The following is a 14,323-nucleotide window of genomic DNA, read 5'->3' as shown; positions in this document are numbered from 1 at the left end:
AGCTAGGTAATTTTAGCTGCGGGGTTGGGCAATTGGCTCAAACGCCGCGCTAGACCCAACCAAGTCAGCGGCGCATCCCGTACCTATGTCGTGGCGGAAGGTGAGATTGTGCTGGCCGCCGAGCTGCATGAACGGCTGGTGACTTCACCCGTTTGTGAATGGCAATGGCCGCACCGCCCGCCCGCTTGGTGATGAATCTGGTTTTGCTGCAACACGGCTACCCCATTGCCATTATTCACGGCGATGCCGAATCCCAGCTGGCGTATTACGATGCCTTGGAGCAATGTAACTTGGCTCAGGATAAACAACCTTTTCATGATTCGATTGCCGAGAAGGTCATCGAAGCCTTGCAACGCCGATTGACTTTACTCCAACCCGATAGGCCGGAATAAGCGAAGGCTGTATTGGATATGGCAAGGATTTTGGCCCACATGCTGTGAATGCCTTGCCGTTTCATCTGATTTCTAAGGTTGTTTTATGAGTAATTATCGACGTTTGTACATTCCAGGCGGCACGTATTTCTTTACGTCGGTTTGTGACCGTAGACAGGCTATTTTTGCCGATAAACAACGTGTGATATTGCTCCGCCAGGCATTCCGAGAAGTAAAAAACAAACGGCCTTTCAAGCTTTTGGCTGCGGCGATACTGCCCGACCATTTGCATTGTTTGTGGAGTTTACCTTGTGGCGATGCCGATTTTTCTACCCGCTGGCAAATGGTGAAAACCGCTTTTTCTAGGCGTGTTCCCGCCGAGGTCAAATCCAATGGTGCGAAAACGCTGTGGCAACCGAGGTTTTACGAACATTGCCTGCGCGACAAAACCAACTTTCATAATCATCTGAATTAGGTTCATTACAATCCGGTTAAATTTTTGAATAGGAAAGTGGGCAAAAATATCGGTCAGTCGGGTATATTTTTCGCGGGAAATCGGCTAAATGCCTCACATTCAAAAGCCACTGCGAAGAGCATCAATGATCACTTTGTACCAATTCCCCAGAGCCTGGCAGATTCCCAACCCCAGCCAGTTTTGCGCCAAGCTGGAAACCTATCTGCGCATGGCGGCAATCGAGTACCGGATCGTGGAAACGCTACCGGTTGCCGCGCCGCTGGGCAAACTGCCCTACATCGAACACGACGGCCGCAAAATCGCCGATAGCCGGATCATTATCAGCTATCTGCAACAGTGCTTCGGCGACCGGCTGGACCAAACCCTTTCCGAGCGGCAACAAGCCCAAGCCCTGGCTTGGCAACGCCTGCTGGAAGAGCATTTGTACTGGGTCTGCATGTACAGCCGCTGGCAAACCGGGCCGGAGAATTGGCGCATCAACAAACAGGCGATTTTTCACGGCCTGCCGCCGCTGCTTACCGATGGCATTGCCAGCCTTTACCGACTGCGGATCAAAAGCCAGATTCGCGGCCACGGCATCGGCCGCTTGCCGGCCGCGCAGGTATTCGAGTTGGGCCGGCAGGACGTGGCAGCATTGGCTGCCGCGCTGGCGGACCAGCCCTACTTGCTCGGCGATCAGCCCGCCAGCGTCGACGCTTCCGCCTACGGCATCCTGATCAATCTACTCGCTTGTCCGGTTGCCTCGCCGGTCAAGGAATACGCGCTGGCGCAACCGGCCTTGACAGAATATTGCCGGCGCATGCAGTTGCGCTATTTTCCGGAACTGGGCGAACCGGAATTCGCTTAGGCGCCCAAATCGGCGCAAGCGGCGCGGATTTCGCCGCGTAGCCAAGCATTAGCCGGCTCGCGGTCATGCAGCGGATGCCAGACCATCACCGTGGCGTAATCCGGCAAATCCAGCGGCAACGGCACCCATTGCAGCGGCTGGTTTTGCGCAAGCTGCTCGGCGGCACGCTTAGGAAAGGCCATGACCATGTCGGTTTGCGCCACAATCAACGGCGCCGACAAGAAATGCGAAACCGTCAACGCCACCCGCCGCTCCAGGCCGCGCTCGGCCAGCCAGCTATCGACCTGGCCGCTGCCGGCGCCGGTACCGGACAGCATGATGTGCGGCAGGCCAATGTATTCCTCCAGGGTCAATTGCGGATTCACGACCGGATGGCCGAGCCGCGCCACGCAGACCATGCAGTCTTCGAACAAGGTCCGGCAATGCAGATGCTTGGGCGGGTTCAGCATCACTTCGAAACCCAACAGCAAATCGATTTCGCCCTGCTCCAGCGCTTCAAGCGGAAACCGGTTGCTGGTGCGCTTGAAGTGTACGTTCACCCCCGGCGCCTGGCGGGCGATGCGCGGCGCCAGTTTCGGCACTAGCAAGGCCTCGACGTAATCGGTGGCGGCAATCGCGAACGAGCGCCGGCTGCCGGCCGGATCGAACGGGGCCGGTGCCTTGATCAACCCTTCCACGTCCTTCAGCACCGCCGCTACCGGCTCTACCAGCGCCAGGGCCCGCGCGGTCGGTACCATGCCGGCCGGGGTTTTCACCAGCAACGGGTCTTCCAATTGCTGGCGCAAGCGCTGCAACACGTGGCTCATCGCCGACTGGCTGATGAACATGCGCTCCGCCGCCCGCGACACGCTGCGTTCTCGCATCAGCAAATCGAAAGCGACCAGCAAATTCAAATCGAAGGTTCTCAAATCGGCCATAGCTGGATTCCCGCAAATTTTTAGCGCCGCATGTTAGCGAAAACGCCTCGACAACCGGCATCGAAAAAATTCATCAGCGCATGAATATTCGCCATTTTACCCACGGCTGGCGTCGGCCTAGAGTATGCGCCGACGCCGCCGTTGAGCTCGGTTCCTCCCAAGGGTCTCGCAAAATCCGAGCAAACGGCGCGTCGCCCGAATTCGGATCGCCGCCGGCGCCAGGCGGCCGGATTTCGGCCTTAGCGGCTACCGAACCGGGCCAACTCGAGTTGGCCTAATAACTCACTTTCAGGAGAATCCTCATGCCTTTGTGGAAAGTCTACCATCCGACCGGCGCCTTCAGCGCCGCAGACAAACAACAGTTGGCGGAAAACATTACCAACGTTTATGCCGGCGTACCTATCCCTAGGTTTTATGCCGTGGTCATTTATGAAGAAGTGGAGCCGGGCAATTGCTTCGTCGGCGGCGTACGCAACGACAAGTTTGTTCGCTTCAAGGTTGACCAGATCGCCCGAACCCTACCCGGCCCCATCATACGGGAATGGTGGATGCGGACGCTGGACGAAGTGATTGCGCCATTTGTCAAAGAGCGCGGTTTCGATTGGGAAATTTCCATCGACGAAACCCCGTTCGATCTTTGGTCGTTGCAAGGCGAACTGCCGCCGCCGTTCGAATCAATCGCGGAAAAACGCTGGGTGGCCGAGAACAAGGCCAGCCCCTACACCTATCAAGAAAAGCTGCCTGCCGGCCACTTTTTATTGACGCCAGGCGTGACGGGTTAGTAACGAACAAGTGACCGGCCCGAAATGAGCCGGTCGCTGCTTCCGCCAGCCGTTCACCTCGTGTTACCCGTGCGCCGGATTGTTCTGGCACGGCGTAATCGACTACACAGGAATTCATATTATGGCCTATCAAACCATCAATCCGGCAAGCGGCGAATTACTCGCCTCCTATGCCGAACTCTCCGATGCTGAGCTGGAACTTGCCATCGCCAACGCCGACCAGGCATATAAAACCGACTGGCGGCATCGGGCCATCGACGAGCGCGCCAAGATCGTCGCCAAGGCGGCGGCCATCCTGCTGGAAAGAAAAGCGGAGTACGCGCACTATTTGACGCTAGAGATGGGCAAGCTGATCGGGGAAGCCCAAGCCGAAGTCGAGCTTGCCGCCGCGATCCTCGATTACTACGCCGACAATGCCGCGAGCTTTCTACAACCCAAAACCTTACCGAATGCGCGCAATGCCCGGGTACTGATCGAGCCGATCGGCGCGATTCTGGGCATAACACCGTGGAATTTTCCGTACTACCAGGTGGCGCGCATCGCCGGGCCGCATTTGATGGCCGGCAACGTGCTGGTGCTGAAGCACGCGGAAAACGTGCCGCAAGCGGCGCTGGCCTTGTCGCGGTTGTTCGCGGACGCCGGCGCGCCGAACGGCGTTTACACCAATCTGTTTGCCGGTATCGAGCAAATCGGCCGCGCCATCGCCGACCCGCGCATTCGCGGCGTCACGATCACCGGCAGCGAACGCGCCGGGGCGGCCGTGGCCGAACGCGCCGGCCGGGCATTGAAAAAAGTCGTCGCGGAAATGGGCGGCAGCGATCCGCTGATCGTGCTGGAAGACGCGCCGCTGGCAGCGGCGCTGGACGGCGCGGTATTCGGCAGGATGTTCAACAACGGCCAATGCTGCGTCGGCTCCAAGCGGATTATCGTGGTCGGCCGCCAGCGCGCCGCGACGTTTCTGGACGGATTCACCGCGCGCTTGGCGGCGCTGCGGGCCGGCGATCCGATGAATCCGCAGACGACGTTGGCGCCGGTGGCTTCGGAAACGGCCTTGAACCGGCTGCTGGAGCAAATCGGCCAAGCCAAACAGGCCGGCGCGCAGATTGCGCTGGGCGGCAAACGCCTCGCCCGGCCCGGCTATTTTCTGCAACCGACCGTGATTACGGGCATAGACGAACATAATCCGGTGTTTAACCAGGAACTGTTCGGACCGGTCGCGGCGTTCCACATGGTCGACAACGCCGAACAGGCGATTGCATTAGCCAACGCCACGCCTTACGGCCTCGGCGCCTCGGTATTCACAGCCGACATCGAACGCGGCCGCGCGCTTGCCGCGCAAATCGACTGCGGCATGGTGTTCGTCAACCAGCCGGCGTGGACCGCTCCGGAACTGCCGTTCGGCGGCGTCAAAAACTCCGGTTACGGCCGCGAGCTGGCCGAGCGCGGTTTCTACGAGTTCGTCAACGAGAAACTGGTCAACCTGGCGCCGGCCGGCGCCTGTCTTTGGGGGCCGGCGGCGTTGGACTGATACGAGACGGCGACCGATTCCGGCACTTTCCAATCACGGATCGGCCACTGATTTATCCACCAAGCGCGCATAAAAAAAGGAAGGCCGAGGCCTTCCCTTTTTTGCTGAAATGGGCTCAGCTTAGAATTGGAAACCTACGTAACCGCCGGCATTCAGGCCGTCAGTCGGCGTACCATCCAAGTCACCGGTTGAATAGTGATAGCGAGTATCGGCACCCACCACGATGCCTCTCCAGATTTCGTAGTCGACACCGGCACCGAAGTTCATGCCCGCATTCAATACGGAAACTGCGTTAGACGGAACACCCAAGATGTTGATGTCCAAACCTACAGGAATGATCCAAGGACGCAATTTGCTGCCGTGCATGAATTTGATTTTCGGCGAAGCGTTGATTCTTAAACGGGCGTCAGTCGAAGTTGTGTTGTTAGTTGCAACAGCTACGGGAGTGCCATCGACTAATGGAGTGAAATAACCTGATGATACAGCGTTCACACCGCTACCATATTGTGCGTATTCAATGCCTAATTCAACGAGGAACGATGTACCGTCCATCAAACCGAAAAGGTCATTATTGACGTTGAAGTCGAACGCGCCGCCAAAGTAAAAGCCATCGTTATTTTCGTTGTTGGACAAGAAAGCGCCTTTGTTTACGGCACCCAACAAACCGGGACTACCTCTGTCTTGATCCAAAGTGGTGAAACCGCCACGAACCATAACCAAGTTGTCTTTAGAGCCGGAAACCGCCGGGGCAGACTTCATGGAAGCCATCCAGTGGTCCAGTTCTTCGATTTTCGCGGTTTCGGTAGACGCTTTAGCCGATGTCGTTTTAACACGGCTCAATTCCGCCTGCATGGCTTGCATTTGCTCGGCCATTTGTTGCATTTGCAGTTCCAGCGCTTCGGTTTTTCTAGCGGCGGCATCGGCAACCCGCTCGGCTTTGGTATCGGCTGCTTGAACCGGCGCCGCCATAGCCATCGTCAAAGAAGCGGCAGCGATTCCTAGCGCCAGTTGAGATTTATTGAAAGTCATTGTCGTCCCCCCAAGGGTTATTGTTGTAAGACAGCCTGCAATTTGCAAAAACGCAACACAGTATTTTTCGACGCTGGCAATAATAGCAGCACTTTCCTACCGACACAAGTTTTATGTTGATTTTTTGCACGAATAAAAACTTTTAATTTTCAATAGGATATTAAAAACAAGTAAAGTTTAACAAGAGAATGTTAAAAAAAAACAACATCTCGTTTAAAATAAACACTCCAATCGCAATCCGCACCGTCAAGGCGCAACTATGTTCGGACTGATAAGCCGCCTACCCGGATTCGGATGCGCTAAAATCGCGGCGACCAGCCGAATTTTCGACGACAAGCCTCAATGACATCTGCAACAGACATCCTCATCATCGGCGGCGGCATCAGCGGCTTTCTAACCGCGCTGGAACTTGCGGCCGCCGGCTGCCAAGTGACGATTTTGGACAAATCGGCGGCAGCGCGCGAAGCCTCCTGGGCCGGCGGCGGGATTTTGCTGCCCATCTATCCTTGGCGCCAATCCACAGCCATTTCCGACCTGGTCGAGAACAGCTTGAAACGCTATCCGCCGCTGTGCGCGAAACTCGATACCGAGACGGGCATAGACCCCGAATGGACGCCGTGCGGCATGCTGATTTGTAAGAATCCGGACATAACGGCTGCGAGAGCCTGGTGCTTAGATCGCGGCATCGCTCACCACCCCGTCACCGAAGCCTTAACCCCCGGGCTTAACACCCAATTGCTAAATCCGTTGTGGCTGCCGGACATTGCCCAAGTCCGCAATCCCAGATTACTCAGAGCTTTGCAAACCTATTTGCTGAAAAACGGGGTCCGCATCCTGGAACATAGCCGCATCGTGGCGGTCGAGCGCCGCAACAATCGTTTGACCGCCATTTTGAGCGAGCACCAGCGCTTTACCCCCCACCACACCGTCGTTTGCGCCGGCGCATGGACCGCCGAATGGCTGACTACTTGGCTGCCGGATAGCGCCTTGCAATTGCCGATTAAGCCGGTGCGCGGGCAAATGCTGCTGTTCGACGCCGAACCGGAAACTTTATGCCGCATGGTGCTGGACGGTGACCACTACTTAATTCCGCGCCGCGACGGCAAAATTCTGGCCGGCAGCACGGTGGAAAGCACCGGCTTCGACAAGACCACCACCGACCAAGCCAAATCGGCCTTGTACCGTTTCGCGACCGAGTTGCTGCCGGCGCTCAAAAAATACCCGATAGCCGCCCATTGGGCCGGCTTGCGTCCCGGTACGCCGGACGGCGTGCCGTTTATCGGCCCGCATCCGGAAATCGAAAACTTAAGCATCAACGCCGGTCATTTCCGCAACGGTCTGGTGATGGGGCCTGCATCGGCCGCTTTGCTTGCCGACTTGATATTGCAACGCCCATCCGCCCTAGACCCCAGCCATTACGCGCTCAAGCGTTAACGCCATGAATCTCTATCCCTTGCTTCGTCCGTTGTTGTTCGCGCTTGACCCGGAGCGCGCGCACCATGCCACCTTACAGCTACTGGAAACAAGCCGCCGGCTCGGCCTAAGCCGGCTGGCATTTCCGAATCTGCCGGACAAACCGGTCGAAGCGATGGGTTTGCAATTTAAAAATCCGCTCGGCCTCGCCGCCGGACTGGATAAAAACGGCGAGTACATAGACGCGCTGTCCGCGGTCGGATTCGGTTTCCTCGAAATCGGCACGGTTACGCCACGTCCGCAACCCGGCAATCCCAAACCGCGTTTGTTCCGCTTACCGGAGCATCAGGCCATCATCAATCGCATGGGCTTTAACAACCTAGGCATCGAGCATTTGCTGCGGCAAGTGGAACAATGCCGCTACCGCGGGATTTTAGGAATCAATATCGGCAAAAACGCCGATACTCCGATAGAGCAAGCCCGCGAAGATTATTTGACCGGATTACGTAAAAGCTATGCGGCCGCCAGCTACGTCACCATCAACATTTCCTCGCCCAACACCCAAAACTTGCGCCAACTGCAACAAGGCGACGAAATCAGACAACTGCTGGATGCCTTGAAACAAGAACAGACGATCTTGCAACGGCAGCACGGTAAATACACGCCAATCGCGGTCAAAATCGCCCCGGACTTGACCCCGGAACAGGTCAGACATATCGCGGATCTGCTGCTTGCATTCGGCATGGACGCGGTGATAGCCACCAACACCACCATCGCCCGCGAGTCCGTCGCCGGCCACCGCCTCGCCGAGCAAGCCGGCGGCCTGAGCGGCGCGCCGCTCAGGCAACGCGCAACCGCCGTGGTGGCACAATTGGCCGACGCCCTGCAAGGCAAACTGCCCATCATTGCCGCAGGCGGCATACTGAGCGCGCAAGACGCGCAAGAAAAACTGGATGCCGGCGCGCGGCTGATCCAAGTTTATAGCGGGCTGATCTATAGAGGCCCGGAGCTGGTGCGCGAGATCGTGTGCGGTTTGTAAACCCGAAAGCACACAATCGCCAAGGCAAGCTAAGACTTGGCCGCGTTGCGCCGGCGGCCGAACCCAAGCCAAGCGATCAACGTTCCGGTCAGCCATACGCTAACCAGGGGACCAATGACGCCGTCGTAGCCGCTGACCAAATACAGGTGGTCCGCCTGATGGTTAAGCTCGAACAAGTCCTTGGTGACCTTGATCTGCCAGACCCAGCCGGCGTGACAACCGATACAAACTCCCAAGTTACCTGCAAAACGCAGCCTTAGCAGCGCCAAAAACACGCCGATCACAAACAGTGAAATAAACGCATCGAGAATTTTGGGATTCGCCAAATTCGCGAATGCCTGCGCTGTCAACACAAAACCGCTGGTCAACGTTTGTTGCGCGACCGCTATCTGCACGTCGCTCTTTAAAAAATGCAGTGCCGCAAAATACAACGAAGTCAGCGCCACAGCCGGGTAAACGCCGATGCTGCGCTTTAAAAAACTCAACAATAAGCCGCGAAACAGCAGTTCTTCGCCGACGCCGATGAATAAAGACGCAAGCAACGCCAAACCGAGTTTGCCGGCCAAGCCCCCTGCCGACCAATGCCGCTTGGCATCCCACACCTGAATATCCAAGGCCACCAACAAGGCAATGAGCGGCGTCAAAGTAAGCAAACTCAACAATAACCCTCGGGCTAGCTGACGAAAGAAGGTTTTTGTGGATGCAAATCCCAAATCCGCCCAACTAAAACCGAGATACGGCCTTAGCGGGAATACGCTAAGCAATAAGAAAGCCAGCGTCAGCTTGCTGATCCACTTGTGTAGCGGTAAAAAATCGCCGCCTAGCTGCATCACTCCGTAAGCCGCCACGCAAGCTAATCCGATTAACAAAAGCAAACACAGCAGCGGCGCCAACCCGGCGCGTAGCCCGGCAATCAACGAAAATCTCCCCATAACGTCTGTACGGCCGCCAACGCCGACAATACCGCGGTTTCCGTACGCAAAATGCGCGCGCCCATCCGCACCGGCACAAAGCCCGCTTGCTTGGCCCATTCGCGCTCCTGCTCGCTAAATCCGCCTTCCGGACCGGACAACAAGGTCAGTTGCTGCGCCTCGGGCTGCACATCCGCCAAACTCCGTTCCGCGTAGGGATCCAGAAATACTTTGCAACCCTGTTGACAATCAAGCCAAGCGGACAATTCGCTGACCTCGGTCAACGCCGGCACACGGGCTCTGCCGCATTGCTCCGCCGCGTGTTGCACAATGCCGCGCCAATGCTGTACCCGCTGCTGCTTTTTGTCGTCGCTGAATTTGATCACGCAACGTTCGGTCAGCAAGGGCGTGATGTGCGCCACCCCCAACTCCACCGCTTTTTGCACGGCAAAATCCATGCGGTCGCCGCGCGAAATGCCCAAACCCAGATGCACCGCCAACGGCGACTCCAGGTCTCGCGCTTCGAAGGCCTGCACCTCCACCCTGACCGCTTTGCGGCTCACCTCGCTGAAGCGTCCCAGGTATTCTCCGCCCGAGCCGTTGAATAACACCACCGGCTGATCCTGACGCAAGCGCAGCACGCTGCGCACATAATGCGCTTGCGCCTCGTCCAGCGTGACCCGCCCCCCTACGTTCAAAGCCATATCCACGAATATTCTCGATACGCGCATCAGTCTTGCACCGCAATCCGTATGCCTTCCCAGGCCGCCTCCGCCATCAACTCGATCTCCTGCTCGCTGATCACGTAAGGCGGCATGAAATAAATCACGTTCCCCAAGGGACGCAACAACACGCCGCGCTGCAAGGCATGGCGATAAACGCCGAGACCGCGCCTTTGCTGCCACGGAAACGGCAGGCGGGCGGCTTTGTCCCGGACGAGTTCTATCGCCACTATCATGCCGGTCTGCCTGACTTCGCCGACGTTGGGATGCTCGGCAAAGCGTTCGACCGCCCGCGCCATCGCCGCCGCCAATTGCCGATTCCGGCCCAAGACGTCGTGGGTTTGAAAAATGTTCAAGGTCGCCAAGGCTGCGCTGCAAGCCAGGGCGTTGCCGGTGTAACTATGCGAATGCAAAAACGCGCTCAAATTTTGGTAATCGTCGTAAAAAGCCTGGTAGACCCGGTCGGAAGTCAATACCGCCGACAACGGCAAATAGCCGCCGGTTAGTCCCTTGGACAGACACATAAAATCCGGACTGATGCCGGCTTGTTCGCAAGCGAACAGCGTGCCGGTGCGGCCGAAACCCACCGCGATTTCGTCGGCGATCAAATGTACTCCGTACCGGTCGCAGGCCTCGCGCAGACGGGCAAGATAGACCGGATGATACATGCGCATAGTGCCGGCACATTGCACCAACGGTTCGACGATCACCGCGCAAACCGAATCGGCATGTTGCTCCAGCGTTTGCCGCATGTGCTCGAAGCGGCGTAAGGAATAAGCCTCCCAACTCTCGCCGGTGTCGCGGTGAAAGCAGTCCGGCCCCGGAACCGTGATCACCTCCATCAGCAACGGCGCGTAAGTATCCTTGTACAACGCCACGTCGCCGACCGCCAAGGCACCCAAGGTTTCGCCGTGATAACTGTTTTCCAAGGTGATGAACTTGGTTTTCTGCGGCCGGCCGCAATTGCGCCAATAGTGAAAACTCATTTTCAAGGCGATTTCGACGGCCGACGACCCGTTATCCGCATAAAAGCATTTGTCCAGGCCCTGCGGCGTAATGGCCACCAGCTGTTCCGCCAGTTCCACGGCCGGCAAATGGGTAAAGCCGCCCAGAATCACATGCTCCAGCGTATCGATTTGCCGTTTGACGGCTTGACTGATGTCCGGATTGGCGTGGCCGAACAAATTGACCCACCAGGAACTGACCGCATCCAAATAGCGCCGACCATCGAAATCTTCCAGCCATACTCCCTGCCCGGACTTGATCGGAATCAGCGGCAACCATTCGTGGTCCTTCATCTGGGTGCAAGGATGCCAAACGACGGCCAGATCGCGCTCGCTAATCGCTCGATTATTCACGGCAGCCACCGGTAAAGATATACTGCCCGTTAGAGAGTTTTCCTAATGCCGTGACCACCGCTCGCTCCAAGCTCAATGCTGCGTTAAACCGGTTATTTTGCCACAGCCATAGCACAAATCGGCAACCAACCGGAAACACAGCGGCAAGCCCATTGAATGGGGCTCGCAACATCCGATTCAAAATCGCGATTGAATGACGCAAAGCCGAGTTTCATAAAATCGTTTGTCAATCTCTGCTTTAATACCCGGCCTAGGCCGCAGGAATAAATAGGAACAGGCACTCTCGCCGATGCGCAGATACAATCAATACAGGAGACAATGGATGCTGACCATAGCAAAGCCCGAATCCGCCCGCTCCGGCGGTAAATCATTGCTGCTGGCGCTGTTACTGGGGACGCAGATGTGCCTCAGCGCCAAAGCCGCCCCCATTCAGGCATCGGTCGATTCCGCCGGAGCGGCCGGCAATGCGGCCAGCGCTCACGCTACGGTCAGTAGAGACGGTTCCGTGGCGTTCGAGTCTCTGGCCAGCAATCTGGTGGCAAACGACAGCAACGCTGTGCAAGACATCTTTTTGCACCGGCGCAAAACCGGGGAAACCGTGTTGGTTTCGGTGGATTCGTCCGGAATCCAGGGCAACAAGGCCAGCTCGGCGCCCGGTATTTCCGCCAACGGCCGCCGCATCGTCTTTCAATCCAGCGCCACGAATTTGGTAGCCAACGATAGCAACGGCGCCGCCGACATTTTTTTGCGCGACCTGGAAAGCGGGGAAACCCGGCGCATTTCGCTGAGCTCGGACGGAACGCAGAGCAACGGTGCCAGCCAAGCGCCGACCATCTCGGCGGACGGGAACTGGGTGGTGTTTAGTTCGAGAGCGTCGAATCTGGTCGAGGGGGACGACAATGGCCTGATGGATATTTTTATACACAACGTAGAAACCGGAACCACGGAACGGATCAACCCCGATTTAGACATCGGCACTATCCTCAGCTTCTCGCCGTTATGGGCATCGATTTCCCTAAACGCCCGCCGGATAGGCTATAGCTATCAATTGATTTACCGCGCGCCAGACAATGAATTGACACAGGAAACCCGGACTTACGTGTTCGACCGTAAATTGGGAAAAACCGAACGGGTTTATCGTAGCGACGGTAAAGATCCGAGCTTCATTCAAACACCCCTGATCACCAACAACGGCCGAATCTTGGCCGATTTCGGAATAGTCTCCAAGAATCTGTGGGTCATTAGAAGCCTCAACCGCAAAACCGGCAACACATCGATTTACCCGGTCGCCGCCAAGGGACTGGCCGACAGCATCACGCTCAAGCCCGGCATCGCCGCCAACGGTCGCTGGATTGCCTATCAACTTGCGAAGCCAAACTCGGACGGCTCCAGTGGAATTCAACAAGTATATGTACGCCGGTTTAAACCGTAATCATCGCTACCCTTGCTTTCGCAGTTGAAGCGATGACTGCGGACACGGCGAGGCCAAGCTCGCCGCTAGGCATTTTGAGGCTCACCGAATCTTCGCAACCAGCCGGCGCGATGGGTTCCAAAGTCGGTCCGCACCAAAATTTACTCACAGGCTTACTCGCTGTTTTCTACACTTAAGCCCAAGCTGACTTAAGGTTTTCCGGTTAACACCATGGCAAATCAGATTTTTATCCCGACCAACCTGGTTTCCGGCATTTCGATGCTTTGGCTGGCGACGGTCTTGTTGGGTCCTAATGTGCACGCCGCGCCTGCCGGCATGCTGTGCGCTTCCACAGACGCGGCCGGCCGGGTCGGTAACGAAGCCAGCTTCGGACAAACTATCTCAACCACCGGCCGCTGGATCGCTTATTCGTCGGTCGCTACCAATTTAGTCGCGGGCGACAGCGGCATAGAAGACGTGTTTGTGTTCGACAGGGTGCAGAAGAAAAACCGGCTGGTTTCGGTCAACCAAAACGGCGAATCGGGCGATTCCGCCAGCTTCGAACCCACGATGTCCGGCAACGGCCGCTGGCTGGCGTTTCGCTCCTTTGCCAGCAACCTGATAGAAACCGACGGCAACCAGTTTGGCGACATTTTTTTAACCGACCGCATCAAGGGCCACACCACGCGGGTTTCGGCAAGCAGTGACGGCGGGGACGGCAACGGCGAAAGCTATGCGCCTGCGCTGTCCGCCAACGGCCGCTGGCTGGCCTTCGCATCGGCTGCGAGCAATCTGCTGGTCGGAGACGACAACGGCGTGGACGACGTTTTTTTGTACGACAAGCAACGCAAAACGCTGAGCCGGGTATCGGCCGGAACAACCGGCGCCGTTAACGACGGTAACAGCAATTTTCCCAGCATTTCCGCGACCGGCCGCTGGATTGCCTTCACCTCTGCTGCCGACAACCTGGTCGGCAACGACGGCAACGGGCACGCCGACATTTTTCTGTACGACAAAAAAGCCGCTAGTCTAGCCTTGATACCCGGCCCCGGAGCAAACGGCGACAGTAAAAGCGCGTCGATTTCCGGCAACGGCCGCTACATCGCCTTTGCATCCGCGGCCAGCAATCTGGTGAACGGAGACAACAACGGCAAAACCGACATTTTCGTATACGACGTTAAAAAAGCCAGCACTACCCGCGTCACACAGGGCATTGCGGCGGAAAGCAACGGCGATAGCGCCGATCCGTCGATTTCCGCCAACGGCCGCTGGATCGTATTCGCCTCGTCCGCCAGCAATTTGGTCGCTGCTGACGATAACGGCGTGGACGACATATTTTTGTACGACGTGAAAACCCGCCAAACCCAACTGCTGTCGGTCGGGGGCAATGGCAGCAGTTATACGCCGACGATCTCCGCTAACGGCAAATGGGCGGCGTTTGCTTCCGAAGCCGGTAATTTGATCGATAACGACGACAACGGTAAACGGGATATTTTTTTGCGCAAACGCTGAGGGTATCG

Annotated in this window: 14 protein-coding genes; 9 read left to right on the top strand and 5 right to left on the bottom strand. The window is 57.1% G+C overall.

Annotation, left to right across the window (positions count from 1 at the left end):
• Positions 1-164: 164 nt before the first annotated feature.
• From AB0A83_RS05290 to AB0A83_RS05280, 3 genes are all read left to right on the top strand, one after another.
• Positions 165-392: a hypothetical protein gene (locus AB0A83_RS05290; RefSeq protein WP_367155596.1), complete on the top strand. Its 228-nt coding sequence runs from the start codon at positions 165-167 to the stop codon at positions 390-392.
• 85 nt (positions 393-477) lie between these two features.
• On the top strand, positions 478-846 hold the full coding sequence (locus AB0A83_RS05285) for a transposase (RefSeq protein WP_150047279.1): 369 nt from the start codon (positions 478-480) through the stop codon (positions 844-846).
• A 124-nt stretch (positions 847-970) separates the two neighbouring features.
• Positions 971-1,693 carry a glutathione S-transferase family protein gene (locus AB0A83_RS05280; protein ID WP_367155595.1) on the top strand — a complete coding sequence of 241 codons (723 nt, stop codon included), beginning with the start codon at positions 971-973 and terminating at the stop codon, positions 1,691-1,693.
• Here the strand turns inward: AB0A83_RS05280 and AB0A83_RS05275 are convergent.
• Complete coding sequence (locus AB0A83_RS05275) at positions 1,690-2,610, bottom strand: LysR family transcriptional regulator (RefSeq protein ID WP_367155594.1); 921 nt, start codon at positions 2,608-2,610, stop codon at positions 1,690-1,692. The two genes, AB0A83_RS05280 and AB0A83_RS05275, sit on opposite strands and share 4 nt — an antisense overlap.
• A gap of 302 nt (positions 2,611-2,912) precedes the next feature.
• Between AB0A83_RS05275 and AB0A83_RS05270 the strand changes: the two genes are divergently transcribed.
• Together AB0A83_RS05270 and AB0A83_RS05265 are read left to right on the top strand one after the other, a co-directional pair.
• The gene (locus tag AB0A83_RS05270) at positions 2,913-3,392 is read left to right on the top strand and encodes a tautomerase family protein (protein WP_256612749.1); all 480 of its coding nucleotides are present in this window, start codon (positions 2,913-2,915) and stop codon (positions 3,390-3,392) included.
• A gap of 121 nt (positions 3,393-3,513) precedes the next feature.
• Positions 3,514-4,920: an NAD-dependent succinate-semialdehyde dehydrogenase gene (locus AB0A83_RS05265; protein ID WP_367155592.1), complete on the top strand. Its 1,407-nt coding sequence runs from the start codon at positions 3,514-3,516 to the stop codon at positions 4,918-4,920.
• Between the two features lie 120 nt (positions 4,921-5,040).
• Here the strand turns inward: AB0A83_RS05265 and AB0A83_RS05260 are convergent, their stop codons facing one another.
• On the bottom strand, positions 5,041-5,997 hold the full coding sequence (locus AB0A83_RS05260) for a hypothetical protein (protein ID WP_232056788.1): 957 nt from the start codon (positions 5,995-5,997) through the stop codon (positions 5,041-5,043).
• A gap of 294 nt (positions 5,998-6,291) precedes the next feature.
• Here AB0A83_RS05260 and thiO point away from each other — a divergent pair, with 294 nt between their 5' ends.
• The gene (thiO, locus tag AB0A83_RS05255; protein WP_150047274.1) at positions 6,292-7,383 is read left to right on the top strand and encodes a glycine oxidase ThiO; all 1,092 of its coding nucleotides are present in this window, start codon (positions 6,292-6,294) and stop codon (positions 7,381-7,383) included.
• Positions 7,384-7,387: 4 nt separating this feature from the next.
• Positions 7,388-8,401, top strand: a complete 1,014-nt coding sequence (locus tag AB0A83_RS05250; protein ID WP_150047273.1) for a quinone-dependent dihydroorotate dehydrogenase — start codon at positions 7,388-7,390, stop codon at positions 8,399-8,401.
• Positions 8,402-8,430: 29 nt separating this feature from the next.
• On the opposite strand, the gene AB0A83_RS05245 is transcribed toward AB0A83_RS05250, so the two are convergent.
• Genes AB0A83_RS05245 through AB0A83_RS05235 form a run of 3 tightly spaced genes read right to left on the bottom strand, consistent with a single transcriptional unit; the run spans position 8,431 to position 11,392 of the window.
• Positions 8,431-9,333, bottom strand: a complete 903-nt coding sequence (locus AB0A83_RS05245; protein ID WP_190303252.1) for a CPBP family intramembrane glutamic endopeptidase — start codon at positions 9,331-9,333, stop codon at positions 8,431-8,433.
• A complete protein-coding gene (locus AB0A83_RS05240) occupies positions 9,315-10,043 on the bottom strand; it encodes a 16S rRNA (uracil(1498)-N(3))-methyltransferase (protein ID WP_367155591.1) in 729 nt (242 codons plus the stop codon). The genes AB0A83_RS05245 and AB0A83_RS05240 overlap by 19 nt, the downstream gene beginning before the upstream one ends.
• Positions 10,043-11,392 carry an adenosylmethionine--8-amino-7-oxononanoate transaminase gene (locus tag AB0A83_RS05235; protein WP_367155590.1) on the bottom strand — a complete coding sequence of 450 codons (1,350 nt, stop codon included), beginning with the start codon at positions 11,390-11,392 and terminating at the stop codon, positions 10,043-10,045. Before AB0A83_RS05235 ends, AB0A83_RS05240 begins: the two co-directional genes overlap by 1 nt.
• 322 nt (positions 11,393-11,714) lie before the next feature.
• Between AB0A83_RS05235 and AB0A83_RS05230 the strand changes: the two genes are divergently transcribed.
• Both AB0A83_RS05230 and AB0A83_RS05225 read left to right on the top strand, forming a co-directional pair.
• Positions 11,715-12,824: a TolB family protein gene (locus AB0A83_RS05230; RefSeq protein ID WP_367155589.1), complete on the top strand. Its 1,110-nt coding sequence runs from the start codon at positions 11,715-11,717 to the stop codon at positions 12,822-12,824.
• A gap of 210 nt (positions 12,825-13,034) precedes the next feature.
• Positions 13,035-14,315, top strand: a complete 1,281-nt coding sequence (locus AB0A83_RS05225; RefSeq protein ID WP_367155588.1) for a TolB family protein — start codon at positions 13,035-13,037, stop codon at positions 14,313-14,315.
• Positions 14,316-14,323: the final 8 nt, after the last annotated feature.

Source organism: Methylomonas sp. HYX-M1, assembly GCF_040741385.1.
In the GTDB taxonomy this organism is placed as follows: Bacteria; Pseudomonadota; Gammaproteobacteria; order Methylococcales; family Methylomonadaceae; genus Methylomonas; species Methylomonas rhizoryzae.
This window is presented reverse-complemented; position numbering and strand designations above follow the sequence as displayed.

Bases quoted from the DNA above. Each gene is read 5' to 3' on its own strand.
- AB0A83_RS05290 (WP_367155596.1), top strand. From the start codon at position 165: ATGGCCGCACCGCCCGCCCGCTTGGTGATGAATCTGGTTTTGCTGCAA.
- AB0A83_RS05285 (WP_150047279.1), top strand. From the start codon at position 478: ATGAGTAATTATCGACGTTTGTACATTCCAGGCGGCACGTATTTCTTT.
- AB0A83_RS05280 (WP_367155595.1), top strand. From the start codon at position 971: ATGATCACTTTGTACCAATTCCCCAGAGCCTGGCAGATTCCCAACCCC.
- AB0A83_RS05275 (WP_367155594.1), bottom strand. From the start codon at position 2,610: ATGGCCGATTTGAGAACCTTCGATTTGAATTTGCTGGTCGCTTTCGAT.
- AB0A83_RS05270 (WP_256612749.1), top strand. From the start codon at position 2,913: ATGCCTTTGTGGAAAGTCTACCATCCGACCGGCGCCTTCAGCGCCGCA.
- AB0A83_RS05265 (WP_367155592.1), top strand. From the start codon at position 3,514: ATGGCCTATCAAACCATCAATCCGGCAAGCGGCGAATTACTCGCCTCC.
- thiO (WP_150047274.1), top strand. From the start codon at position 6,292: ATGACATCTGCAACAGACATCCTCATCATCGGCGGCGGCATCAGCGGC.
- AB0A83_RS05250 (WP_150047273.1), top strand. From the start codon at position 7,388: ATGAATCTCTATCCCTTGCTTCGTCCGTTGTTGTTCGCGCTTGACCCG.
- AB0A83_RS05245 (WP_190303252.1), bottom strand. From the start codon at position 9,333: ATGGGGAGATTTTCGTTGATTGCCGGGCTACGCGCCGGGTTGGCGCCG.
- AB0A83_RS05240 (WP_367155591.1), bottom strand. From the start codon at position 10,043: ATGCGCGTATCGAGAATATTCGTGGATATGGCTTTGAACGTAGGGGGG.
- AB0A83_RS05230 (WP_367155589.1), top strand. From the start codon at position 11,715: ATGCTGACCATAGCAAAGCCCGAATCCGCCCGCTCCGGCGGTAAATCA.
- AB0A83_RS05225 (WP_367155588.1), top strand. From the start codon at position 13,035: ATGGCAAATCAGATTTTTATCCCGACCAACCTGGTTTCCGGCATTTCG.